Source organism: Ensifer sp. (assembly GCF_031989085.1).
Classification (GTDB): Bacteria; Pseudomonadota; Alphaproteobacteria; order Rhizobiales; family Rhizobiaceae; genus Ensifer.
Genome location: NZ_DALZXU010000004.1, coordinates 143015 through 165707, shown reverse-complemented (window position 1 = coordinate 165707; position 22693 = coordinate 143015). Strand labels below are relative to the sequence as shown.

At 64.0% G+C, this 22693-nt stretch carries 25 protein-coding genes and 1 riboswitch; of the genes, 11 read left to right on the top strand and 14 right to left on the bottom strand.

Annotated elements, in window-relative coordinates; translation table 11 throughout:
- Positions 1-130 precede the first annotated feature (130 nt).
- Genes RTP54_RS19690 through RTP54_RS19670 form a run of 5 tightly spaced genes read right to left on the bottom strand, consistent with a single transcriptional unit; the run spans position 131 to position 4193 of the window.
- The gene (locus RTP54_RS19690; RefSeq protein ID WP_312365286.1) at positions 131-937 is read right to left on the bottom strand and encodes a class I SAM-dependent methyltransferase; all 807 of its coding nucleotides are present in this window, start codon (positions 935-937) and stop codon (positions 131-133) included.
- Positions 934-1383, bottom strand: coding sequence for a pseudoazurin (locus RTP54_RS19685; RefSeq protein ID WP_312365284.1), 450 nt, complete (start codon positions 1381-1383; stop codon positions 934-936). The genes RTP54_RS19690 and RTP54_RS19685 overlap by 4 nt, the downstream gene beginning before the upstream one ends.
- A complete protein-coding gene (locus tag RTP54_RS19680; RefSeq protein WP_312365282.1) occupies positions 1373-2188 on the bottom strand; it encodes an ABC transporter ATP-binding protein in 816 nt (271 codons plus the stop codon). Before RTP54_RS19680 ends, RTP54_RS19685 begins: the two co-directional genes overlap by 11 nt.
- A complete protein-coding gene (locus RTP54_RS19675; protein WP_112815017.1) occupies positions 2185-3213 on the bottom strand; it encodes a FecCD family ABC transporter permease in 1029 nt (342 codons plus the stop codon). The genes RTP54_RS19680 and RTP54_RS19675 overlap by 4 nt, the downstream gene beginning before the upstream one ends.
- The gene (locus RTP54_RS19670; RefSeq protein WP_409517174.1) at positions 3210-4193 is read right to left on the bottom strand and encodes an ABC transporter substrate-binding protein; all 984 of its coding nucleotides are present in this window, start codon (positions 4191-4193) and stop codon (positions 3210-3212) included. Before RTP54_RS19670 ends, RTP54_RS19675 begins: the two co-directional genes overlap by 4 nt.
- Before the next feature lie 237 nt (positions 4194-4430).
- Positions 4431-4677: riboswitch (cobalamin riboswitch) on the bottom strand.
- A 221-nt stretch (positions 4678-4898) separates the two neighbouring features.
- On the opposite strand from RTP54_RS19670, the gene RTP54_RS19665 reads away from it, so the two are divergent.
- The 3 genes from RTP54_RS19665 to RTP54_RS19655 all read left to right on the top strand — a co-directional run bounded on the left by RTP54_RS19665 (position 4899) and on the right by RTP54_RS19655 (position 9202).
- Complete coding sequence (locus tag RTP54_RS19665; protein ID WP_312365279.1) at positions 4899-6461, top strand: alkaline phosphatase; 1563 nt, start codon at positions 4899-4901, stop codon at positions 6459-6461.
- 201 nt (positions 6462-6662) lie between these two features.
- Positions 6663-8489: a translational GTPase TypA gene (gene typA / locus RTP54_RS19660; protein ID WP_112806453.1), complete on the top strand. Its 1827-nt coding sequence runs from the start codon at positions 6663-6665 to the stop codon at positions 8487-8489.
- A gap of 206 nt (positions 8490-8695) precedes the next feature.
- Positions 8696-9202 (top strand): GNAT family N-acetyltransferase, encoded by a 507-nt coding sequence (locus tag RTP54_RS19655; protein ID WP_112806451.1) that lies wholly within the window; start codon positions 8696-8698, stop codon positions 9200-9202.
- Between the two features lie 46 nt (positions 9203-9248).
- Here RTP54_RS19655 and RTP54_RS19650 read toward each other — a convergent pair whose 3' ends face one another.
- Positions 9249-9851, bottom strand: a complete 603-nt coding sequence (locus tag RTP54_RS19650; RefSeq protein ID WP_312365277.1) for a hypothetical protein — start codon at positions 9849-9851, stop codon at positions 9249-9251.
- 159 nt (positions 9852-10010) lie between these two features.
- On the opposite strand from RTP54_RS19650, the gene ppa reads away from it, so the two are divergent.
- Positions 10011-10547 carry an inorganic diphosphatase gene (gene ppa, locus RTP54_RS19645; RefSeq protein WP_077500789.1) on the top strand — a complete coding sequence of 179 codons (537 nt, stop codon included), beginning with the start codon at positions 10011-10013 and terminating at the stop codon, positions 10545-10547.
- 8 nt (positions 10548-10555) lie between these two features.
- On the opposite strand, the gene RTP54_RS19640 is transcribed toward ppa, so the two are convergent.
- Positions 10556-10873, bottom strand: coding sequence for a DUF167 domain-containing protein (locus RTP54_RS19640; protein ID WP_312365275.1), 318 nt, complete (start codon positions 10871-10873; stop codon positions 10556-10558).
- A gap of 4 nt (positions 10874-10877) precedes the next feature.
- Entirely contained in the window at positions 10878-11171 is a 294-nt protein-coding gene (locus RTP54_RS19635; RefSeq protein WP_025425107.1) for a YggT family protein, read from the bottom strand.
- Between the two features lie 133 nt (positions 11172-11304).
- Between RTP54_RS19635 and RTP54_RS19630 the strand changes: the two genes are divergently transcribed.
- Positions 11305-12546, top strand: a complete 1242-nt coding sequence (locus RTP54_RS19630; protein ID WP_312365272.1) for an MFS transporter — start codon at positions 11305-11307, stop codon at positions 12544-12546.
- Positions 12547-12609: 63 nt separating this feature from the next.
- On the top strand, positions 12610-12939 hold the full coding sequence (locus RTP54_RS19625) for a hypothetical protein (protein ID WP_312365270.1): 330 nt from the start codon (positions 12610-12612) through the stop codon (positions 12937-12939).
- Between the two features lie 89 nt (positions 12940-13028).
- Here the strand turns inward: RTP54_RS19625 and RTP54_RS19620 are convergent, their stop codons facing one another.
- From RTP54_RS19620 to hemC, 6 genes are all read right to left on the bottom strand, one after another.
- Entirely contained in the window at positions 13029-13757 is a 729-nt protein-coding gene (locus tag RTP54_RS19620) for a glutamine amidotransferase (protein ID WP_312365268.1), read from the bottom strand.
- Position 13758: 1 nt separating this feature from the next.
- A complete protein-coding gene (locus RTP54_RS19615; RefSeq protein ID WP_112806729.1) occupies positions 13759-14241 on the bottom strand; it encodes a TerB family tellurite resistance protein in 483 nt (160 codons plus the stop codon).
- A gap of 25 nt (positions 14242-14266) precedes the next feature.
- The gene (locus tag RTP54_RS19610; RefSeq protein ID WP_312365263.1) at positions 14267-15913 is read right to left on the bottom strand and encodes a heme biosynthesis protein HemY; all 1647 of its coding nucleotides are present in this window, start codon (positions 15911-15913) and stop codon (positions 14267-14269) included.
- 11 nt (positions 15914-15924) lie between these two features.
- Positions 15925-17151 (bottom strand): hypothetical protein, encoded by a 1227-nt coding sequence (locus RTP54_RS19605; protein ID WP_312365262.1) that lies wholly within the window; start codon positions 17149-17151, stop codon positions 15925-15927.
- A 102-nt stretch (positions 17152-17253) separates the two neighbouring features.
- On the bottom strand, positions 17254-17964 hold the full coding sequence (locus tag RTP54_RS19600; RefSeq protein WP_312365260.1) for a uroporphyrinogen-III synthase: 711 nt from the start codon (positions 17962-17964) through the stop codon (positions 17254-17256).
- 3 nt (positions 17965-17967) lie between these two features.
- A complete protein-coding gene (hemC, locus tag RTP54_RS19595) occupies positions 17968-18897 on the bottom strand; it encodes a hydroxymethylbilane synthase (protein WP_312365258.1) in 930 nt (309 codons plus the stop codon).
- Between the two features lie 74 nt (positions 18898-18971).
- Between hemC and tsaD the strand changes: the two genes are divergently transcribed.
- The 5 genes from tsaD to RTP54_RS19570 all read left to right on the top strand — a co-directional run bounded on the left by tsaD (position 18972) and on the right by RTP54_RS19570 (position 22620).
- Positions 18972-20066 carry a tRNA (adenosine(37)-N6)-threonylcarbamoyltransferase complex transferase subunit TsaD gene (tsaD, locus tag RTP54_RS19590; protein ID WP_312365255.1) on the top strand — a complete coding sequence of 365 codons (1095 nt, stop codon included), beginning with the start codon at positions 18972-18974 and terminating at the stop codon, positions 20064-20066.
- 31 nt (positions 20067-20097) lie between these two features.
- A complete protein-coding gene (locus tag RTP54_RS19585; RefSeq protein ID WP_112806431.1) occupies positions 20098-21087 on the top strand; it encodes an NAD(P)H-dependent glycerol-3-phosphate dehydrogenase in 990 nt (329 codons plus the stop codon).
- A 78-nt stretch (positions 21088-21165) separates the two neighbouring features.
- On the top strand, positions 21166-21459 hold the full coding sequence (locus RTP54_RS19580) for a YciI-like protein (protein WP_112806429.1): 294 nt from the start codon (positions 21166-21168) through the stop codon (positions 21457-21459).
- Positions 21460-21465: 6 nt separating this feature from the next.
- Positions 21466-21897 carry an EVE domain-containing protein gene (locus RTP54_RS19575; protein WP_112806427.1) on the top strand — a complete coding sequence of 144 codons (432 nt, stop codon included), beginning with the start codon at positions 21466-21468 and terminating at the stop codon, positions 21895-21897.
- Between the two features lie 57 nt (positions 21898-21954).
- Complete coding sequence (locus RTP54_RS19570) at positions 21955-22620, top strand: methyltransferase (protein ID WP_312365250.1); 666 nt, start codon at positions 21955-21957, stop codon at positions 22618-22620.
- Positions 22621-22693: the final 73 nt, after the last annotated feature.

Sequence of the window (22693 nt, the reverse complement as noted above, 5' to 3'; positions counted from 1 at the left end):
GGGCGGCGCGTTGAAGCGTTGCGTCCTCGGCTGGGCGCAGAGCCATGGCCATGGACGAGCATCTTCATAGCAGGGCTTTCGGCAAATGCCATGCGGATGCCGGCACGCAGCCTTACGCAAACCCGGCTCGTCAGCCGGGTTTGCGGGCGCAGACAATGAAGCGGCGGTAGACGAAGGTGCGCAGGCAGTTGCGCAGGTTTGCGGTCCTGCGCTGTGCGGCAGCGATCGGCCGGTGGGATTGGCGTTCGATCGTTCCGAAGCCGGCAGCCTTGAGCATTGGCAGCAGGGTTTCGACCGTGAGGCCGCTGCCGAAGGGTAGGTCCTGCATGATGGCGGCGTGGCGATCGCTGAGCGCGCCATCGTAGTGATTGTCGGGCCCGATCACCCGGTCGATCCCGCGGATCGCCAGGGACGCGAGCCGCCCCACAGTGGTCGGCTTTGCCCAGTCGCCGTCGAAGACCAGCAGCTTGCCGCCGGGCTTCAAGAGCCGGAACCATTCGCCAAGCGTCGCCTGCGGCTCAGTCAGTGTCCACACGAGATGGCGGCAGACAATGGCATCATAACGCTCGTCCGGCTCCATGGTGTTTTCCGCATCGGCAAGCAGGAAACGCAGCCGGGGCTTGCCGGCATGCTTTTTCCTGGAAACGGCAAGCATCGCCTCGGAGAAATCAAGCGCGGTGACGTCATGGCCAAGGTCGTGGATCAGCCGCGTCACCTCGCCGGTGCCGCAGGCGAGTTCGAGCACGTGCAGCGGCTCTTCCCCGAGAAAGGCGCGCACCGGTTGCTGCCAGGCGGCAAATTCCGGACCCGGCGGGATGCGATGGCCGAAGGCGAGGTCGAAGGTTTCGGAACGCTTCGACCAGTAGTCGCGGATCTCGTCCTTGAGATCGATGTTTTTCCGAACGGCGGATCCCGTTGCCTCGGCCGTCCCGCTCATTGGGCCGCTTTCACCTGGTCGATCCGGGCGAAAATCGCATCGAAGCGGCCGCGTGCACGGCCGGGGACCTCGGCCTTGCGGATGGCATCGGTCAGTTCGGCCTCGCCGACCTTGATGAGCATCACCATGCCCATGGCGAAATGCGGCGAGCACTTGATGCCGTAGAAGCCTGATGTCTCGAAGGTGACTTCGATTTCCTCGTTGATCTGGCCCTTGAAGCCGGGATAGCCGGCAGGGGTCATGCCGTCGATCGAGGCGGAGTTGTGGCTCTTGTGCCCGACCCGGAACTTGACGCTGTCGCGGGGCTTCAGCTCGACGTAGTCGGGCTCGAACACCATCGAGCCGTTTTCGCCGCGATTGAGCATTTTGACTTCGATGGTCTCGGCAAGGGTCGGGGTGGCGGCAAGCCCGAAGGCAATGAGGGTGGCGGCGATCCTAGCGCGCATGGTCATGTCTCTTTGTGGTGTCGGATATTAGCTGCAGTTTTGGCCGCGGGCGCCGATAGCGCACGAAGCATGAGCCATCCTCGTCGATCTCCACCGTCGCCGTGACGCCGAAGACGGCGAGAATGCGGTCCTCCGTCAGGATGTCAGTCGGAGTGCCGATGGCAACGATGCGGCCGCGATCCATGACGGCAATGCGGTCGCAGAAGACGGCGGCGTGATTGAGATCGTGAAGCGCCGCCACGACCGTCAGCTTCTGCCCGCGCACGAGTTCGAGCAGGCCGATCTGGTGGTGGATGTCGAGATGGTTGGTCGGCTCGTCGAGCAGCAGGATCTGCGGTTGCTGCGCCAGCGCCCGGGCGATGTGCAATCGCTGACGCTCGCCTCCGGAAAGCGTGTGCCACATGCGACCGGCAAGATCGCTCATGCCCACGTGCGCGAGCGCCCGCTCGACGATATCGGCATCGCGGCTCGACCAGGGCGAAAGCGCGCCGAGGTGCGGGGTGCGGCCGAGTTCGACTGCCTGGCGGGCGGTGATGCGTTCGGTGGTTTCCGCCTGCTGCTCGACCAGCGCGATGCGTTGGGCGATGTCGCGCCGGGTCGTCCTGGCGAGCGGACGCCCTTCGAGGCTGACGATGCCGGATTTTGGCGGGCGGATACCGGCGAGCAGCGAGATCAGGCTGGTCTTGCCGGATCCGTTCGGGCCGATGATGCCGAGAAACTCGCCCGGCACGACCTCGAGATCGACGGCATCGACGATCAGCCGGCCGCCGGCCGACCAGGAGACGGTCTCGGCCCTGAGGCTCATGATGCCGCCCTCCCGCGGCTGAGGATCAGGGCGAAGGCCGGCGCGCCGACAAGTGCCGTGATCACGCCGATCGGCAGCACCTGCCCGGGAATGATGACACGCGACAATATATCGGCCGCTATCATGAAGATTGCGCCGGCAAGGGCCGCGGCCGGCAGCAGCAGGCCGTGGCGCACGCCGACAAGGAAGCGTGCAGCATGCGGGATGACCAGGCCGACGAAGCCGATGGAGCCGACGATGCTGACCATGACCGCCGTCATCAGGGCCGTTGCCGAAATCAGGATGACATAGACCCGCTTGACCGGGATGCCGAGCGAAGCGGCCGATTCCGCGCCGAAGGTGAAGGCGTCGAGCGCGCGGGCGTGCCAGAGGCAGACAAGCAGGCCGCCGAGCGCCACCGGCAGTGCCAGCGCCACATCCGGCCAGCGCACGCCGGAGAGATTGCCGAGCAGCCAGAACATGATGCCGCGGGCCTGCTCGGCATTGGCCGATTTGGTAACGATGAAGGAGGTGAGCGCGTTGAAGAGCTGGGAGCCGGCGACGCCGGCAAGAATGATGGCGCCGGTGCCGCGGCCGGCCCTGAGCGCCAGCAGCGAGACCAGGGCAAAGGCGAAGACTGCCCCGAGGAAGGCGCCGAGCGACAGCGTCAGCATGCCCGCGCCAATGCCGAGAATGGCGACGGCGACCGCGCCGGTCGATGCGCCGGCGGAAATGCCGAGGATATAGGGGTCTGCGAGCGCGTTCCTGAGCAGGGCCTGCAGCACCACTCCGCAGAGCGAAAGCGCTGCGCCGCAGCAGGCGGCCACCACAGCGCGGCTGAGGCGATAGTTCCAGACGATGCCCTCGTCGATCGCATCGAGCGGGTATCCGGCGCCCCACAGGCGGTTGGCAACGGTCTTGCCGACGACGTCGAGCGGAATGGCGGTCTCGCCGATGGCGGCGCCCAGTGCCAGCGCAAGGAAAAGCAGTGCGAGCGCCGTCGAAACGGCGCCCGTGCGGTTGATTGCCAGAGGGGCTGACCTCACTTCGCCAGGCCGGCTTTTTCGACCGCGTCGGCCAACACCTCGATGCCCTCGATGGTTCGGATCGTCGGGTTCATCGCCTGGGCGTCCATGACGACGATATGGTCGGCCTTGACCGCCGGCATCAGGCTGGTGACCGGATCCGACTTCAGGAACTTCATCTTCAGCTCCCAGTCGTCGGCGGGGAAGCGGCGGCGATCCATCTTGCCGATGACCACGATCTTCGGGTCGGCCTTGGCGATGGTTTCCCAGCCGATGGTGGGCCATTCCTCTTCGGTGGACACGACGTTCTTGATGCCGAGCGCCGACAGGATGTAGCCGGGCGCGCCATTGGTGCCGGCGACATAGGGATCGATGTCCATCTCGGCGCTGGAGAACCAGAAGACCGCCGACAGCTTGCCGTCGGCATTGGCGATCTTGCCGCGGGCGGCTTCCTCGCGCGCCTTCAGCTTGGCGATCAGGGCCTCGCCGCGATCCTGCACGTCGAAGATCTCGGAAAGCTCTGATATCTCCTGGTAGATCAGCTCCATCGAGAAGGATTTGTGGCGCACGCCGTCGCCACCGGCGGAGTTGTCCTTGGCGGCGCAATCGGCGGGCGAGACATAGACGGGGATCGACAGTTCGGCAAACTGCTTCGGCGTGGCGACGATGCCCTCCGGCCCGACATGCCATTGGAACTGCGCGGTGACGAGATCCGGCTTGGTGGCAACGACGCTTTCGAAGCTCGGGTCGTTGTCGGCAAGCCGCGGCACCTTGGCGTTGACGTCCTCGTAGCCCTCGATGACAGGGCCGATCCATACGGCGGTGCCGACCACCTTGTCGGCGAGGCCGAGAAGATAAAGAATTTCCGTGGTGCTCTGACCGATCGAGGCGGTGCGCGTCGGCGCCGCCTTAAAGGTAACCTCCTGGCCGCAATTCTTTAAGGTCAGGGGGTAGCTCGTCGCGGCCGCAACAGCGGTCGAGGGAGCGACGGTCAAAAGCAGGGACACGGAAACGGCAAGGGATGGGCAATAGCGCCCGACGGCATTGAAAATGGCTTTCAAGGGAATTCTCTTTTCTCGTGAGCTTGCGAAGGGTCAGCCGAAGCGGCGACAGCCGGCCGGCCGGATTTCGGGAGACAAACGATCGCAAACGTCGAGAAGGACGGGAAAAGAGGGCGCAAAGCCGCCGGGTATGCGGATCATGGACAACTCCTGTTCCGGGCAACCCCGCCCGTGACGCTGGATCTTCTGCTTGACGGCAGGTCTCCTGGCTCGCGGATCAGGCGCCTTTCACCTGCCTTCCCGCAACGCGCCTGGCGCGATCGCAGTGGCATGGCGCGCTGTCGCGCCACGAGGGGTGTTCGGCATTCCGCTTACAGTTGCGGGGGCAGCCACGGTCTCGGTCCCTTTTGGGTCGTCCTCACCGTGTTCCCTATTAATCCCCGTCGGAGTCATCCTTGGGGGAACCGTCGCCGCTACCCTTAGTGTTCCCGTCGGCGTGCCGTCAAGGCGCCAGGTTGCGGAAAATGAGACCGTACGACAGCGGCGTGGCGGCTTACCGTAAAGCGGTGCTCGACCTTGCCTTCACCGATTTGTCGTCAAACCGTTCAAATTCTTTCACGCGGCTGTTAAGTCGCTGACATCAGAACAGCCAAAGGTCCGGTTCGCGAAAACCCCGCTTTCGCGAGGTTCGAACCGGAGGCTTGTTTGGCCGAAATTCTCAGCACGCTGTCGCGCCGCTCCTTCCTTCTATCGGCCGGTGCCGCCGGCCTTGTCGCGTCTTCCGGCCTTGCCACGCCATTCTATGCCCGCGGCTATGGCCGGCCGGAATTCATCCATGGGGTTCAGTCAGGCGATGTCGACACAAGCTCGGGCATGGTATGGACACGGGTCGACAGGCCCTCGCGGGTGGCGGTGGAGTATTCGACAACCGAGAGCTTTTCCAATTCGGTCCGCCTTGCCGATCTCACCGCGACACCGCAGACGGATTGTGCGGTGAAGTGTTCGCTCGAAAACCTGCTGCCCGACCAGGATATCTTTTACCGTTTCGTCGCGACCGATCTTTACGACGTCAATCGAGTGTCCGAACCGGTGACCGGCCGGTTTCGCACGGCGCCCTTGCGCAAGCGCTCGATCCGCTTCGTCTGGTCCGGCGACACGGCCGGCCAGGGCTGGGGCATCGACGATGTCGGCATGAAGACCTATTCCACCATGCGTCTGCACGAGCCGGACTTCTTCATCCACTCCGGCGACACGATCTATGCCGACAATCCCATTCCCGACGAGATATCCTTGCGCGACGGAAGCGTGTGGAAGAACCGGGTGGTCACCCACGAGAAGCGCGACGTGGCGCGCACGATCGAGGAATATCGCGGCCAGTGGAAATACAACCTGCTCGACGCCCATGTGCGCGCGCTCAACGCCGTCTGCCCGACCTTCTATCAATGGGACGACCATGAGGTGCTGAACAACTGGTCGGCCTCCACGGACCTCAGAGACGATCCGCGCTATCCGGAAAAGGACGTCGGCGTCTATGCGGCCCGCGCCGCCCGGGCGTTCAACGAGATGACGCCGATCCGCAACATCCCGACCGAGCCCGGCCGCATCTTCCGCAAGATCGCCTATGGTCCGCTGCTCGATGTCTTTTTCGTCGATCTCAGATCCTATCGCGGCCCCAACCAGGGGGAGGGCGACGGCGGCCTGTTCGGCTGGCGGCAGGCGGACTGGCTGAAGCGGGAGCTTGCCGCTTCGCGTGCCGTGTGGAAGGTGATCGCCTGCGACATGCCGATCGGCCTCGTCGTCTGGGACGACTATGCCAACCGGCGCGGATCCGATGCCATTGCCAACGGCGACGATGGCCCGCCCATGGGCCGGGAGACCGAGTTTGCGGATCTGCTGCGCTTCATCAGGGATAATGCCATCGACAACCTCGTCTGGCTGACGGCTGATGTCCATTACACGGCGGCGCATCACTACGATCCGTCACGGGCGGCGTTCAAGGATTTCCTCCCGTTCTGGGAGTTCGTCTCCGGTCCCCTGCATTCCGGCACCTACGGCCCGAAGGAGCTGGACATGACGTTCGGCCCCGACGTCCGCTTCATCAAGGCGTCGGGTGGCGGCGTCGACAGCAACCTGCCGCCTTCGGCCGGCCTGCAGTTCTTCGGCATCGTCGATATCAACGGCCAGACGAAGCAGATGACGGTGCGGCTGATGGATCGGCAGGACCAGGAACTGTGGCGGGTGACGCTCGATCCGGCTGCTGTCGCATGAGCGTTCGGGCCCTCACCGATCCCTTTCCAAACCCTGCTGGCAAGGCCCATTCCGGTGGCAAACCCATGGCCTGCCGGGACTTCGGGGTCAGGCTCTTGCGCGCGCCCCCCTTTCGCAATCGCAAAAAAACCTGTATGAGCCCGACCATTGAAAAAGCGGCGTGGCCCATTGGGGCGTGCCCTAAACCTTCCGAGACGAAAAATGAGCATTCGTAACATCGCGATTATCGCGCACGTCGACCATGGGAAAACGACCCTTGTCGACGAGCTTCTGAAGCAGTCGGGCTCGTTCCGCGAAAACCAGCGCGTTGCCGAGCGCGTGATGGACTCCAACGACATCGAAAAAGAGCGCGGCATCACCATTCTTGCCAAGGCGACGTCGGTCGAGTGGAAGGGCGTGCGCATCAACATCGTCGACACCCCCGGCCACGCCGACTTCGGCGGTGAAGTCGAGCGCATCCTGTCGATGGTGGACGGCGCCATCGTTCTCGTCGACGCCTCCGAAGGCCCGATGCCGCAGACGAAGTTCGTCGTCGGCAAGGCGCTGAAGGTCGGCCTGAAGCCGATCGTCGCGATCAACAAGATCGACCGTCCGGACGGACGCCACGAAGAAGTCATCAACGAAGTTTTCGACCTCTTTGCAAACCTCGATGCCAGCGACGAGCAGCTCGACTTCCCGATCCTCTACGGTTCGGGCCGCGATGGCTGGATGAACGTTGCGCCTGAGGGTCCGAAGGACCAGGGCATGGCGCCGCTTCTCGACCTCGTGCTCAAGCACGTTCCCGAGCCGACGGTTGCCGAAGGTCCGTTCCGCATGATCGGCACGATCCTGGAAGCAAACCCCTTCCTCGGCCGCATCATCACCGGTCGCATCCACTCCGGTTCGCTGAAGCCGAACCAGCCGGTCCGGGTTCTCGGCCAGGACGGCAAGCTGCTCGAAACCGGCCGTATCTCGAAGATCCTCGCCTTCCGCGGCATCGAGCGCCAGCCGATCGACGAAGCGCATGCGGGTGACATCGTCGCCATCGCCGGCCTGACCAAGGGCACCGTCGCCGACACGTTCTGCGACCCGTCGGTCACCGAAGCGCTGACCGCGCAGCCGATCGACCCGCCGACCGTCACCATGTCCTTCATCGTCAACGACAGCCCGCTTGCCGGCACCGAAGGCGACAAGGTCACGAGCCGCGTCATCCGCGACCGTCTGTTCAAGGAAGCCGAAGGCAACGTTGCGCTGAAGATCGAGGAATCCTCCGAGAAGGATTCGTTCTTCGTGTCCGGTCGCGGCGAATTGCAGCTCGCGGTTCTGATCGAAACCATGCGTCGCGAAGGCTTCGAACTGGCCGTTTCGCGTCCGCGTGTGGTCATGCACAAGGACGACGATGGCCAGCTGCTCGAGCCGATCGAAGAAGTGGTCATCGACGTCGATGAAGAGCATTCCGGCGTCGTCGTTCAGAAGATGTCCGAGCGCAAGGCCGAGATGGTCGAGCTGCGTCCGTCCGGCGGCAATCGCGTCCGTCTGGTGTTCTTCGCTCCGACCCGCGGCCTGATCGGCTACCAGTCGGAACTCCTGACGGATACGCGCGGCACGGCGGTCATGAACCGTCTGTTCCACGCCTACCAGCCGTACAAGGGTGAGATCGGCGGCCGCGTCAACGGGGTGCTGCTCTCCAACGACGCAGGCGAATCGGTCGCCTACGCCATGTTCAACCTGGAAGACCGCGGCCCGATGATCATCGAAGCCGGCGAGAAGGTCTATGCCGGCATGATCATCGGCATCCACACGCGCGACAACGACCTCGAAGTCAACGTGTTGAAGGGCAAGAAGCTCACCAACATGCGCGCATCGGGCAAGGACGAAGCCGTCAAGCTGACCCCGCCGATCCGCATGACGCTGGAGCGCGCCCTGTCCTGGATCCAGGATGACGAGCTCGTCGAAGTGACGCCGAAGTCGATCCGTCTTCGCAAGATGTATCTCGACTCGAACGACCGTAAGCGCTTCGAGAAGTCGCGCACGGCCGGCGCTGCATAAGCCGAGCCGACCATAAACTGCAAATTTCGAAACCCCGGAGCAATCCGGGGTTTTTTGCTGTGTGTGCCAGCGGGGTGCGGCTTGCGGATAAAGTTAAAAAGGCGTTAACCTTCGACAGGATGCCGTTAAAGTTGCCTGTGGGTTAACGCGACGCGGCTCCCGGGCGGGATTCCTGTTCGCCCTGTGTGTGTTTAGAGTCGTGAGTCATGAAGACTGTTTCGATCGAGGTCAGGCCCGGAGAACCGCAGGAGGCGGCGGCAATTGCCGACGTGCACCGCGTTTCGTGGCTGCAGACCTATGGCGGCATCATTCCGCACCGCCCGCTGGTCCAGATGGTCAATCGTCGCGACGAGGTCTGGTGGCGCAAGGCGACGCGCGGTCCGGCGACCCTGCTGGTCGTCGATGTGGCAGGAACGATTGCCGGCTACGCGACGCTCGGTCTCAGCCGCGCCAAGTCGCTGCCGCAGGAAGGCGAAATCTACGAGATCTACCTGCGCCCTGAATATCAGGGCATCGGCCTTGGTCGGGTTCTCTTCGGCGAGGCCAAAAGCCTGCTGCGATCGCTCGGCTGCCGGGGACTTGTAGTGTGGTGCCTCGAAGACAGTGATAACGCCTACCAGTTCTTCCAGGGCGCCGGCGGCAGCGATATCGCCGAAGGCATGGAAGATTTCGGCGACAAGCACCTCAAGAAGGTCGGCTTCGCCTGGAACTGAGCGCGGGGCTCTCTTGCCGGCGCTGGCGATAGCGGCACCTAGAAGATCATTCCGGCAGTTCGTTGGTGGTTTCGGCGGCCTTGTCGCCGCGTTTGCCGTGGAAGGCCGGCTGGTCGACGCCGCAGCGAAATGACGGCGCCACTTCGTCGGCGACCGTCCGGGCGATCGCGTTCGGGTCCGGATTGGCAAGCGCATCGACATAGCCGACGACGCAGCCCTTGCCATCGCTCTTTTCCGCCACCTTGGAGACGACGAGAACCTGTCCCTCCAGCGCCGGCACTGCCTCTGCGGTCTTCGGGTCGGCGTTCTCGATCGTCCAGCGCAGGATCGTGGCAACCGCTAAGCCGCCCTCGGCCACGCGCCATTCCACCACGGTGCCGGCATGGTTGAAGGGGATGAAGCTTTCGAACGCGCCTTCGAGATAGTCCTTGCCGATGTGGCCGAAGGAGACGCTTTGGCGCACATCGATCTCCTTCAAATGCACGGGATAATCACGGTAGCCTGGGCAGGACATCAGGGCATAAATGCCCGGCTCCTCGGCGATCGTCCGGCACTTGTCGCGACTGACGTCGACATAGACGCTGTCATTGGCGATAACAGGGCCTGCAGACGCAAGCATCAGCGTCAGGCATGCAACCCTTCCGTTCATCTTGGCTTCCCTTCGACAGGATTTGGCGAACCGTGCCGGCCGTGCGGACATGGCAAACCGAGCGGTTGAATCTGTGCTGCGGACGAAAGTTATATTGCATCGCGGCATGTTTCCCTTTATCCGACGGGCAAACGTCCCAACCGACCCTGGAGTTAGTCCATGCGCATTGATGCGATTTCCATCGGAAAGAATCCACCAGAAGATGTCAACGTGATCGTCGAGGTTCCCGTTGGCGGCCATCCCATCAAGTACGAGATGGACAAGGAAGCCGGCACGCTCGTCGTCGACCGTTTCCTCTACACGCCGATGCACTATCCGGGGAACTACGGTTTCGTTCCGCACACGCTTTCCGACGATGGTGACCCGATCGACGTTCTGATCTGCAACACCCGTCCGCTGGTTCCGGGCTGCGTCATCAACGTTCGCCCGATCGGCGTGATGATGATGGAAGACAACTCCGGCAAGGACGAAAAGATCATCGCGGTTCCGTCGGGCCACCTGACGCAGCGCTATGACAAGGTCCACGAATACACCGACCTGCCGGAAATCACGCTGAAGCAGATCGAGCACTTCTTCGAGCACTACAAGGATCTGGAGCCCGGCAAGTGGGTCAAGATTTTTGGCTGGAAGGATGCCGCCGTCGCCAAGCAGTTGATCAAGGAAGCTGTCGAGCGCGCTGCGAACGAAAAGAAGTAAGCGTCAGCTCATTTGCCGGCCAGTTCGGCAAGTCGCTCTAAAACATCCTCCGGGTCGGCATCGATCCGGAGGATTTTTTTGCGCTGCGTTTCGCCTGAAATGAAGGATATGCGGTTCTTGGCGATACCGATCGCCTTGGCGAGAACGGCGATCAGGGCCTGGTTGGCCTTGCCCTTTTCGGCAATGGCGCGCACGCGGACCTTGAGATGGTCCTGCCCGTCGGCGCCGCTCTCCACCCCGTCGATCCCGTCGCGTCCGCCGTTCGGTGTCAGCCGGACGGTGACGCGCACGTGATCGTCGTGGGCGGTAAACGCGTGGCCCGTCAACAGATCAGCGCAGCAGGGCCGGCGCGATCGTCGTGTTCAGGAACAGCTGGATGAAATAGAGGATCACCAGCACCACGAGCGGCGAAAGGTCGACGCCACCCATGTTGGGAAGGACCCGGCGGATCGGACGGTAGAGCGGCTCGGTCAGCTGGTAGAGCGAGCGGCCGATCATGTTGATCGCCTGGTTGTTCACGTTGATGACGTTGAACGCGTAGAGCCAGGAAAAGATGGCTGACGCGATGATCAGAAACCACGCGATGTTGATGATAAAGTTCAAGGTGCCGATGACAGCAATCATGCCGGTCTCCAAATCGTTATTGACAGACATGTAGACATTGAGACCTAAACGAGCAAGTACGCCGATTTGCTCTACGCCATCATGTTTAACACGGGTCGGACAAAGATCGGTCTCATCGAGGAGCGCTTTCCCCATGGCCGCCGTTCATGCCACGCACCGTTTCGCCGCCTTCCGGCATATCGGCTACCGGCGTTACTTCTTCTCGCGCTTCCTTGCCTACTTCGCCATCCAGATCATTTCGGTCGCGGTGGGCTGGCAGATCTACGACCTGACGCGCGATCCGTTCGATCTGGGTTTGATCGGGCTTTTCCAGTTCCTGCCATCGCTGGTGCTGATCCTCGTCACCGGCTCGGTCGCCGATCGCTATAACCGGCGCATGATCATGGGTATCTGCATGGTTGTCAGCACGTTGTGCGCCGTGGCGCTGCTCATGCTGACGATCACCGGGCTTTTCTCGCCCTGGCCTGTCTACGCGATCCTGGTCGTGTTCGGCATCGAACGGGCCTTTCTGGCGCCCGCCTCGCAATCGCTGGCGCCCAACCTGGTGCCGCCGGAAGACCTGCCCAACGCGATTGCCTGGAACTCGACGTCCTGGCAGACGGCGATGATCGTCGGCCCGGTTGCGGGTGGCCTGATCTACGGTTTTGGCTCCATCGCTCCCTATGCGGTCGGTGTCTGCTTCTTTGCCGCTGCGGCACTGATGGTGTTTGCGATCCCGAAGCCGGCGGCGCGTTCCAAAGCCCCGGTGCAGAGCTGGGAGACGATCACGGCGGGCTTTCGCTACATCAAGGCCGAGAAGGTGGTGCTGGGCGCGATCTCGCTCGATCTCTTCGCCGTGCTACTCGGCGGCGCCGTCGCGCTGATGCCGGTCTTTGCCCGCGACATTCTTGATCTCGGTCCCTGGGGGCTGGGGTTGCTGCGCGCCGCGCCCGGCGTCGGCGCCGTCGGTATGGCCGTCTGGCTCGCCGCCCACCCCATCCGCCACCGCGCCGGTATTCTGATGTTCACCGGTGTCGCGCTCTTCGGTCTCGGCACCGTCGTCTTCGGTCTGTCGGCAACACCGTGGGTATCGATCGCAGCGCTTGTCGTCATGGGTGCTGCCGACATGATTTCGGTCTATGTGCGCGAAATCCTGATCACGCTGTGGACGCCCGATGAGCTGCGCGGTCGCGTCAATGCCGTCAACATGGTGTTCGTCGGGGCGTCCAACGAGCTTGGCGAGTTCCGGGCCGGCATGATGGCGTCGGGCTTCGGCGCGGTCTTTGCCGTGGCGTTCGGCGGTGCCGGTACGCTGCTGGTCTCTGTGCTCTGGGCGCTCGGCTTCCCGCAGTTGCGCAAGATCGACACGCTCGACGTGCCGGAGCATCGTAAGTAACGGATCGCCGCCACTCTGCGGCATTAAAAATGACAGTTTTTTCCGTCGAAGGTCGGCATTCCCGTGAGAACAATCTTCTTTTGTTTTTTGAGATTGATGCTTAGGCAGGAACAGGCGCGAGGGATGGTTGCGCCAGCAATTTGCATTGTTGTTACATTCTTTATTATGATTTTGTACGCGGCGCTTGTAGAGTATTTAGAAGAAATTACTGCTCTTTCCCAAGATACCATCATTATCGCGACCTATTTTTTAAATATTCCTCTTTTGATCGCGGGCTTCAGTTCTTTCGCCTTGTTGTTCAATGCCTGGTGTGTGCTGATAACCGGGAAGCCATTGTTCGGAACAGAGGCCGATTCTCTTAGAGAGAAAATGCGGCGGACGGCAAAGATATAACGTAGTTAGCGTGAAGTCGGTGCCGACTTCACGCTAACGGAAGGTTCGCTAGGGATCCGAAGAGATCTGACGCGTCCAATCGCCGTCCATCAGGCAGCCTTTTTGACATCTGCCTGCAGGAAGATCAGGTCGAGGAAGTTTTCCATCCAGGTGCGCAGCGGCCCATCGTGCTGCATGCGCCCGTCGAGGTGGGCCTTGCCGATCTGTGCGCCCGGCATCTCGAAGCGATGGGCGCCGTGCACCACCCAGCGATGCATCATGGCGCGCGTCAACTCTCCGTGAAACTGGATGCCCCAGGCGTTTTCGCCATAGCGGAACGCCTGGTTCGGGTAGGTGTCGCCGGTTGCCAGAAGCTCGGCGCCTCTCGGCAGGTCGAAACCTTCGCGGTGGAAGTGATAGACCATGTCGGGCCAGTCCATCAGCGCCCGGCCGGCTTCGGTTGCAACAAGCGGATACCAGCCGATTTCCGTCATGCCCTCGTGATGCGGTGCGACCTTGCCGCCGAGATTGCGCGCCAGCATCTGGGCGCCGAGGCAGATGCCGAGATAGGGCTTGTTTTCCTTGAGTGGCACCGACAGCCAGTCGATCTCGCGGCGGACGAAATCCTCCTCGTCATTGGCGCTCATCGGCCCGCCGAAGATGATCGTGCCGCCATGGTGTTCCAGCGTCGGCGGCAGTTCGTCGCCAAGGGCGGGGCGGCGGATATCGAGGGCAAAGCCCTTCTGCAAGAGGATCTGGCCGACGCGGCCGGCACTCGATCGCTCCTGGTGCAGGACGATGAGGATCGGCTTCCTGTCAGTCTCGGCGGCGATCGGCATCTCAGCTTTCCTGTCGCGGTTCGCCATCTTCCGCCGCATCGAGCCTGGCTGCGACCTCCCGCCGCTTCAACACCCGGTCGCGTCCCGATACGCCGAGCAGATCGGCGATCCGCCAGATCACATGATCTTCCATCTCGCTGCGCTCGCCGTCTGCATAGACGATTTCCCAGAGCATGCCGATCAGCTCGATGCGCTGCTCTTCCGACAAGTGCCGCTTCACTTCGGCGGTGAACTGGTAGAAGTCGATCGCTTCGCTTTCGGCCGACTGGCCAGCCTCGACCAGGGCGTCGAGCGCGGCATCGTCGAGTTCGTAATGCTCTTTGATGATGGCGCGCATCTTGCGCTGTTCGGAGGCGAGGATCTTGCCGTCAGCCTCCATCACCTGAATGCACAGCGCGATGACCGCCACGCGCGGATCATCCCTTGCGATCCGCATCGTCGGGCCTGACAGGCCCTCGAGAAACGTCCTGAAGCGTTCAAACATGGTTTCGCGCAAGGCCCCTCAAAACTCAGAACAACCGGAAACTGGTCTTATCCGGCGCGGGCTCGCCGGGCGCCGGTTCCCGCACGCCCGGATCGTCAGGCGGGCGGCCGAAGAACGGATCTGCGACAGGCTCGCCATTGGATGTGACGTCCTTTTCGCGAGGCTTCTCGACGATGGAGGCCGGCTTTCTGGCTTCCGCCACCTTGATCGGTTCGGGGCGCTCGCGCGGGGTTTCCGGTGCTGCCTCGATGATGACGGGCGTGTCGACGACCTCTCGTTCCGGCGCTGTGCCATGGGTGGCCGGATGGTGTTCGGCGACGACAGGCGGCAGGCTGCGGATCGCCTGATCGGCGCTGAGGTGCCCATCCTCGATCTGGGCCGAAAGCTGAAGCGCCGGTGCCTTCCATTCGAAGGCGTCGAGCCGGCCGCTGACCGGCGAGACCGGCAGCCAGGTCGGCGACGTCACGCCGTCGGCGGTCCAGGCCGGGTCGCGCGGGCTCTTCAGCGCCTGGGCCATCCAGTGGCGGATGCGGCCCTCGTCGCCGGTATCGGCTTCCTCGATGTCGGCGAGCAGCAGGAAGATGCTCTCGGTCGGTTCCAGCCTTGCCGCGGCCTCGGCCTTGGTGCGGGCCAGCAGCAGTTCGCGGGCCTCGAGCGCGACCTCGGCAACGGCGGCCATCGCCACGGCGTTGTTCGGACGCAGCGCCTCGAGTTTTCGCGCCCGTTTCAGCCGGTCGACCGCCGTATCGCCGCCGCGCGCGCGGACGTAAAGACGGGCGACGTCGGGATGCGGTTCGTGCTTCCAGGCTTTTTCGAGGATCGACGCGCCCTTGCGCAGGTTGTCCTCGCGAAACAGCGCCTTGGCGGCGATGAGGGCGGCCGGCACAAGGTGTTCGTCGAGCTTGAGGGCCGCAAGCGCGTCGTCGCGCGCGGACTTCACATCGCCTTCGAGCCGGCTCATCGCGCGGGCGGTCAGGAGCACGGCCTTCTTGCGGTCTGCCTCCTTGCGTTCGAGCACGTGGGCGGTGCGGCTCTGGTCGAGCAGGCGCAGCGCGTCGTTCCACTGGCCGGCCTGGCTCTGGCTGTCGAGCGTCGCCAGGGTCGCCCAGGGCAGATGCGGCGCCTTTTCGGCGGCCCGTTCGGCATATTGGCGCGCCGCCTCGTGCGCGCCCAGCCGCTTGGCTTCGAGATAGAGGCCGCGCAGGCCGAGCTCGCGCGTCTCCGGGTCGTCGGCCATCAGTTCGAACTTCTTGCGGGCGTCGTCGTATTTGCCTTCGATCAGGAAGGTCTGGGCTTCGAGCAGATGGATCAGCGGCTCCTGATCGGCGCTGATCAGCCCGCGGGTGCGCGCCGTCATCTTTCGTGCCTGGTTGGCGTCGCCGGCGCCGGCGGCGATCAGCCCTGTCGACAGCGCCTGGTAACCCCTGTCGCGCTTGCGGGCGCGGAAATAGCGGGTGACGGTGTGCGGCGACAGCCAGACGGTGCGCAGCAGCCAGATGGCGATCAGCACGGCGGCCACGAGCGAGATCAGCAGCGACGCGGCCCGCATCAGGCTCATCTCGATGAGCTGGCCCTGCCAGACGAGCGACAGCTCGCCCGGCCGATCCGCAAGCCAGGCAAAGCCGAGGCCGAGACCGAGCACGATCAGGATGAAGATCAAAATGCGGATCATGTCTGTCTTCCTCAGCCTGCAGTGGCGGACGTGTTCATCGTTGCAGCGACCGCGGCGTCGATGATGCCTTCGACCTTCAGGCGCTGGTCGAGCCTGGCCTTGAACGCTTCGCCGGCGGTCTTGGCCGCAGGCGGCAGGGCGTCCCATTCCAGCGCCGCGCCCTTGAGATCGCCGTTGTTCAGCTTGTCCTCGATGCGGGCGACCACGGCCTCCGGCGTGTCACCTTCGACACTGCCGACGGGGCGCACGCGGATGCCCGACATGGCGCTGGAGACGAGGCGGTCGAAGATGCCTTCGTTCGGATCCGGCTGATGGAGCGTCGCGAGCATGGTGTCGGCCACCGCGCTAAAGTCGCGACGAAGATCGGCGCGTGTCGCGACACCCGTCGTTGCGTCCTGCGCAAGCCCGGTCACGGCCGTTTCGTCCGGCGCAACGCTGCGCAGCGCATCGAGCTCAGCCAGGAATGGCCCGCCACGGTCGATCGCGGTCTTGAGCGCGGTGACGGCGACAGCCTTGGCGAGCTGGATATCGTTGGCAGGTTCGTCGAGTTTCTTCTCGGCAGTTTCGATGCGGCTCGCAAGGTCGGCCCTGGCCGTCGCTGCCGACTGCTGCGCTTCGGCAAGGCCCGACTTCAGCGCGGCAATCTCCTTGGTGAGATTTTCAACCTCGGCCTTGAGCGTGGTCACTTCGCCAGCCGGTGCGCCGCCGGCGTCCGGTGCAACCTGCTCCAGGGCCGCAAGACGGCTTTCGAGCGGCGCGATGTCGACAGTTGCCGTTGGTGCCTGGATGCCGGCCACCTGGTCGCGAAGCGCCTGGATCTCGCTCGAGAGCGTCAGTTCCGTCGACGATGCGCCGCGATCGGGGCCGAGCGCCGGGATATAGCCTGCATATTGCAACACGCCGAAGCCGAGCAGCGTCACCAGGCCGCCGAGGATACCCGCTGCCAATGCGCCGGAGTTGGACGGTGGCTTTTGCACGGGGGTCGCCTCGGGCGCGCGGCCGACATGCGGCGGCTCCTCGGTGAAGGCGGCGGCGGCCGCATCGGCGCGCTGTTCCTCGATCTCCTCTTCGGCGCGCGCTTCCGCAGCGCCATCGGGTTCGATGGACGTCTCGTCGGCATCAGTGGCGCGGCTCGCTGTCGTCTCGGTGTTTTCCGCCACGGACTTTTCCGCTTCGAGATCGATCGTCAGCGGCTCTTTTCCGGCTTTTGAGCGGCGCGGCGGGTTTTCCGATACCATGGTGACCTCCTACCGTTGTTGCCTGTCGGTTCTTGCAACAAACCTAGTCAGGCTGGCCGATGAGGGAAAGCCCCCCTCGTTCCGTTTTTGATCGAATTAGCATTAGAGGAGGCTGAAAAGGCTTTCCTCGTCGGGTCTTGCGGCGATCTCGACCCGTGCTCCTTCCGGCAGAGCTTCGGCAACCACGGCGCTGAGGCATAGGTAGCGTGGCGAGAAGGCGGCGGGCGCAAGGCCCGCTTCGTCAAGCAACGCGGCGAAGCGTCGCGCAGTGTCGTGGGAATAGAGCAGCACGGCGTCCGGCATGCCGTCCGACGTCAGCCTTGCCATGATGTCTTGCGGATGGGCGATCGGCCGCATCCGGTAGCATTCGACAGTGAGATGGGCGATCCGACGTTGCCGCAGCGTGGCCTCAAAACCCTCTGAGCGCGGCGATCCCGCGAGATAGAGGAGCGGCGCTTCAGGTGCGCCAAGCCTGTCGGCGATCAGTTCGGCAAGGCTCCTGCCGGTGCCTGCGGCAGCGTGGAGCGAGCTGAAGCCGAGCTGGCGCGCCGCGCGGGCCGTGGCCTCGCCGACGCAGAAACAGGGCTTTGCGTTATAGGGCTCCAGATCAGCCCCGAGCTTTGCCAGCACCCGCACCGCCTCGGCGCTGGTCAGGGCGATCGCCGCATGCGGCGATCGCAGCGCTGTCAGCGCAGCGTCGGGCAGGTGTTCTGCTTGTGCCAGTGGCAGAAGCAGCGGCCGGTGACCCAGGCGCTCGAGCCGTCCGGCTGTCGCCTCGGCTGCGGGCTGCGGCCGGGTCACGAGCAGCCGCATGGCTCAGGTCCAGCTCGAAAAGAAGCCCGGCCCCGCCTTCGCGCGGATCTCTTCGCCGGCCTTTTGTCCGAGCGCCTCGGCGTCGGCGGACCCGCCCTCGATGGCGACGCGGTGATGGGTCAGGCCATCGGGCGTCAGGATCATGCCGGAGAAGCGGATGTGGGTGCCGTCCGAAATCGCCAGGCCCGCGATCGGCGTGCGACAGGACCCGTCGAGCGTGGCCAGAAAGCCGCGTTCGCAGGCGACTGCCTCATGGGTCCTGGCATCGTCGATGGCGGCGAGCAGGTCGTTGACGCGGTTGTCGCCGATCCTGCTCTCAAGACAGATCGCGCCTTGCGCCGGCGCCGGCGGAAATTCTTCCGCATCGAGCAGTTCGGTCGGCACGTCGGTCATTCCGAGCCGCTTCAGGCCGGCATAGGCAAGCAGCGTCGCATCGACCTGGCCTTCGGAAAGCTTGCGCAACCGCGTCTCGACCTGGCCGCGATAGGTGATGACGTTGATGTCGGGTCTCAGCCTTCGGATCAGCGCCTGGCGGCGCAGCGACGACGAGCCGACGGTGACGCCCTCGGGCAATTCCATCAGCTTCGGCGCGGTACGGCCGATGAAGGCGTCGCGGATATCCTCGCGCGGCAGGAAGGCGGAAAGAAACAGGCCGTCGGGAAGTTTGGTCGGCATGTCCTTGGAGGAGTGCACGGCGAAATCGAGCTCGCCCGAGAGCAATTGCTGCTCGATTTCCTCGGTGAACAGGCCCTTGCCGCCGATCTCGGCGAGAGAGCGATCGGTGATGCGGTCGCCCTTGGTGGAGAGCACGACGACCTCGAACATGTCCGGTGAAAGACCATGCGCGGCGACGAGGCGATCGCGCGTTTCATGGGCTTGAGCGAGCGCGAGCGGGCTGCCGCGCGTGCCGATCCGGAAAGGTTTCGTTTGCATCAAAGGCTATCCATTGTTACCGGAGTTCCGTGTACCCACCTTTCGGTGTGACCGCAATCTTTGAGTAGTTCCTGATGTCCCCGCCCTTGCGCATCCTCGGCATAGAAACAAGCTGCGACGAAACCGCCGCCTCCGTCGTGCTGCGCGACGAAAACGGCCAGGGAAGCATCCTCGGCGACGTGGTTTTGAGCCAGCTGGAAGAGCACAGCGCCTATGGCGGCGTGGTTCCGGAGATCGCCGCGCGCGCCCATGTCGAGGCGCTCGACACGTTGATCGAGGAGGCGCTCTTGCGTGCCGGCGTCACGCTCGACGACATCGATGCCATTGCTGCGACAAGTGGTCCCGGTCTGATCGGCGGCCTGATCGTCGGGCTGATGACCGGCAAGGCGATCGCGCGGGCGACCGGAAAACCGCTCTATGCCGTCAATCATCTCGAGGGCCACGCGCTGACGGCGCGGCTGACCGATGGTCTCTCCTTTCCCTATCTGATGCTGCTGGTTTCGGGCGGCCACACCCAGCTGATCCTGGTCAAGGGCGTCGGCGACTATGAGCGCTGGGGCACGACCATCGACGACGCGCTCGGCGAAGCCTTCGACAAGACGGCAAAGCTGCTCGGCCTTCCCTATCCCGGCGGCCCGGCCGTCGAGCGTGCGGCACTCACCGGCAATGGCGAGCGCTTCGATTTTCCGCGGCCGCTGGTCGGCGACGCCAGGCTCGATTTCTCCTTTTCCGGGCTGAAGACGGCGGTGCGCCAGGCGGCGCAATCGCTGGAGCCGGTGAGCGATCAGGACATCGCCGACATCTGTGCCTCCTTCCAGCGGGCGATCTCGCGCACGCTGAAGGACAGGATCGGCCGCGGCCTGAAGCGGTTCAAGACGGATTATGGCTCGGTCGAGAGGCCGGCGCTCGTCGTTGCCGGCGGCGTTGCCGCCAACCAGGTGCTTCGCGCGACGCTGCAGGAGCTGTGCAACAAAAACGGCTTCGACTTCATTGCGCCGCCGCTTGAGCTTTGCACCGACAATGCCGCGATGATCGCCTGGGCGGGTGCCGAGCGGTTTGCCGCCGGCCTGCCGGCCGACGGTCTCGACGTCGCGCCGCGCTCGCGCTGGCCGCTCGACCAGCAGGCGCAGACATTGCTCGGCTCGGGCAAGCGCGGCGCCAAGGCATGACGGAAATCAGCCAGGGCATGATGGACAGACGATGAATACCAACCCGAAGATCGTGGTGGTCGGTGCGGGTGCCTTCGGCACGGCGCTTGCTGCCGTTGCCGCATCTGCCGACGGCAGTGACGTCACGCTTCTCGCCAGGCGGCAAGAGATTGCAGACGAATGCCGGCGGACCGGTCGCAACGAACAGGCGCTTCCTGGCATCACTTTGCCGGAGGGGCTCAAGCACAGCGCCGATACGGCCGTTCTCGGCGATGCTGACATCGTGCTGTTCGTGATGCCGTCGCAGGCGCATCGGCAAGCGGCGCGCCAGTACGGCGCCTCGATCAATGCCGCGGCGACGATCGTCACCTGTGCCAAGGGCATGGAGCAGGCGACGGGCCGCCTCCTGACCGACGTTCTGGCGGAGGAATTGCCGGGCCACGGCATCGCCGTGCTCTCCGGCCCCGGCTTTGCGGCGGATATCGCCAAGGGGCTGCCGACGGCAATGGTGGTTGCAGCGCACGACAATGCCACGGCGACGCGTCTCGCCGAGGCGCTGTCCGGGCCGACCTTCCGTCTCTATCCTTCGGAAGACCGCATCGGCGTGCAACTCGGCGGCGCGCTGAAGAACGTGCTGGCGATTGCCTGCGGCATCGTCGAGGGCGCCGGGCTCGGCGATAGCGCCCGCGCGGCGCTGATCTCGCGCGGTCTTGCGGAAATGTCGCGCTTCGTCGTCGCCGAAGGCGGGGACGCCGATACGGTTCGCGGTCTGTCGGGTCTCGGCGATCTCGTGCTGACGGCCACCAGCCACCAGTCGCGCAATCTGCGCTTCGGCATTGCGCTCGGCAAGGATGGTCGCGCCAGCGGGCGCCAGGGCGAATTGGTCGAGGGCGCCTTCGCCGCTTCGGTTGCCGCGCGCGTCGCCCACGATCTCGGCGTCGAGATGCCCATCACCGAAGCGGTCGCCGCCATCATCGACGGCAGGCTCGACGTGCGCACCGCCCTTGAACAATTGATGTCCCGTCCGATCACCCAGGAATGAATTGGCAGGCGGGATCAGGAAAAGTGCCAGGCAGTTTTCCCTTTGCATCCCGCACCAAACGAACCCCCAGGAGGAAGCATGCTTTTCGCACTTCAATGCACCGACAAACCAGGCGCGCTGCAGCTTCGGCTCGACACGCGACCTGAGCACGTCGCCTATCTCAACGATCTCAATGCCAAGGGCATCCTGAAGATGGCCGGTCCCTTCCTCGGCGACGACGGCAAGCCGACCGGCAGCCTCGTCATCGTCAAGGCAGAGACGATCGAAGATGCCCGCGCCATTGCGCAAGCCGATCCCTATGCCAGGGCAGGCCTGTTCTCCAACGTCGAAATCAAGGCCTTCAACTGGGTCTTCAACAACCCGGAGGCATAAGGCGTAATGGCATTCTGGCTTTACAAATCCGAACCCTTCAAGTGGTCCTGGCAGATGCAGAAGGATGCAGGCGCCTCGGGCACGGAATGGACCGGCGTTCGCAACTATCTCGCGCGCAACAACATGCGGGCGATGCAGATCGGCGACAAGGGTTTCTTCTACCACTCCAACGAGGGGCTGGAGATCGTCGGGATCACCGAGGTCTGCGCGCTGTCTCATCCGGATTCGACCGCCGAGGGCGACGCGCGCTGGGACTGCGTCGACATTCGCGCCGTCCGCGACGTGCCGCGCCCGGTGACGCTGAAGGAGATCAAGGACAATCCCAAGCTCTCCAACATGGCACTGGTTACCAGCATGCGGCTTTCGGTGCAGCCGGTGACCGAGGACGAATGGATCGAGGTCTGCCGCATGGCCGGGCTCGAACAGCCGCCACGGTAAGCTCGATTTTCGCCTGGACCGCCCGAAAGCCTTTTCGGGCCACGCCTGGAGCCTATGTTGAAGACCGATCCCGAACGCTTCATCCTCGCCAATACCGGCATTCTGTCGCCGCCGCATGTGCCGGAAGTCCGGCTGCATCTTGCGACGGAGGCGCATGAACTCTGGCTGAAGACGGAAGAGGAACTGGAAGAGATCGGCCTGCCGCCGCCGTTCTGGGCTTTTGCCTGGGCGGGCGGGCAGGGGCTTGCGCGCTACATTCTCGATCATCCCGAGGTCGTGCGCGGCCGTCGGGTCGTCGATTTTGCCTCGGGTTCGGGACTGGTCGCGATTGCCGCGATGAAGGCGGGGGCCGCCTCGGTGCTTGCGGCGGATATCGACCCCTGGGCCGAGACGGCGGTGCGCCTCAATGCGGATCTCAACGGCGTCGACATCGGCTATACCGCAGACGACATCACCGGCCGCGATCCGGCAGCCGACGTCTATCTGGCCGGCGACGTCTTCTACGACAAGTCCTTTGCCGAGCGATTGCTGCCCTGGTTCACGGTCCTCGTCGCGGGTGGCTCGGTCGTGATCGTCGGTGACCCCGGCCGCTCCTATTGCCCGCGCGACCGGATGACGGCGCTTGCGACCTATGAAGTGCCGGTGACCCGCGCCCTGGAAGACAGCGAGGTCAAGCGCACGACGGTCTGGCGGTTCGGCGCGCCGGCTCCGGCTGCGGGTTGAAAGACAGTACCGTGACGAACGTCGGCCAATTGCCGTCGTAGGGCGCGCGCCGTTCGAGATCGCTCAACGATCG

Bases quoted from the DNA above. Each gene is read 5' to 3' on its own strand.
- RTP54_RS19690 (WP_312365286.1), bottom strand. From the start codon at position 937: ATGAGCGGGACGGCCGAGGCAACGGGATCCGCCGTTCGGAAAAACATC.
- RTP54_RS19685 (WP_312365284.1), bottom strand. From the start codon at position 1,383: ATGCGCGCTAGGATCGCCGCCACCCTCATTGCCTTCGGGCTTGCCGCC.
- RTP54_RS19680 (WP_312365282.1), bottom strand. From the start codon at position 2,188: ATGAGCCTCAGGGCCGAGACCGTCTCCTGGTCGGCCGGCGGCCGGCTG.
- typA (WP_112806453.1), top strand. From the start codon at position 6,663: ATGAGCATTCGTAACATCGCGATTATCGCGCACGTCGACCATGGGAAA.
- RTP54_RS19655 (WP_112806451.1), top strand. From the start codon at position 8,696: ATGAAGACTGTTTCGATCGAGGTCAGGCCCGGAGAACCGCAGGAGGCG.
- RTP54_RS19650 (WP_312365277.1), bottom strand. From the start codon at position 9,851: ATGAACGGAAGGGTTGCATGCCTGACGCTGATGCTTGCGTCTGCAGGC.
- ppa (WP_077500789.1), top strand. From the start codon at position 10,011: ATGCGCATTGATGCGATTTCCATCGGAAAGAATCCACCAGAAGATGTC.
- RTP54_RS19635 (WP_025425107.1), bottom strand. From the start codon at position 11,171: ATGATTGCTGTCATCGGCACCTTGAACTTTATCATCAACATCGCGTGG.
- RTP54_RS19630 (WP_312365272.1), top strand. From the start codon at position 11,305: ATGGCCGCCGTTCATGCCACGCACCGTTTCGCCGCCTTCCGGCATATC.
- RTP54_RS19620 (WP_312365268.1), bottom strand. From the start codon at position 13,757: ATGCCGATCGCCGCCGAGACTGACAGGAAGCCGATCCTCATCGTCCTG.
- RTP54_RS19615 (WP_112806729.1), bottom strand. From the start codon at position 14,241: ATGTTTGAACGCTTCAGGACGTTTCTCGAGGGCCTGTCAGGCCCGACG.
- RTP54_RS19610 (WP_312365263.1), bottom strand. From the start codon at position 15,913: ATGATCCGCATTTTGATCTTCATCCTGATCGTGCTCGGTCTCGGCCTC.
- RTP54_RS19605 (WP_312365262.1), bottom strand. From the start codon at position 17,151: ATGGTATCGGAAAACCCGCCGCGCCGCTCAAAAGCCGGAAAAGAGCCG.
- RTP54_RS19600 (WP_312365260.1), bottom strand. From the start codon at position 17,964: ATGCGGCTGCTCGTGACCCGGCCGCAGCCCGCAGCCGAGGCGACAGCC.
- hemC (WP_312365258.1), bottom strand. From the start codon at position 18,897: ATGCAAACGAAACCTTTCCGGATCGGCACGCGCGGCAGCCCGCTCGCG.
- tsaD (WP_312365255.1), top strand. From the start codon at position 18,972: ATGTCCCCGCCCTTGCGCATCCTCGGCATAGAAACAAGCTGCGACGAA.
- RTP54_RS19585 (WP_112806431.1), top strand. From the start codon at position 20,098: ATGAATACCAACCCGAAGATCGTGGTGGTCGGTGCGGGTGCCTTCGGC.
- RTP54_RS19580 (WP_112806429.1), top strand. From the start codon at position 21,166: ATGCTTTTCGCACTTCAATGCACCGACAAACCAGGCGCGCTGCAGCTT.
- RTP54_RS19575 (WP_112806427.1), top strand. From the start codon at position 21,466: ATGGCATTCTGGCTTTACAAATCCGAACCCTTCAAGTGGTCCTGGCAG.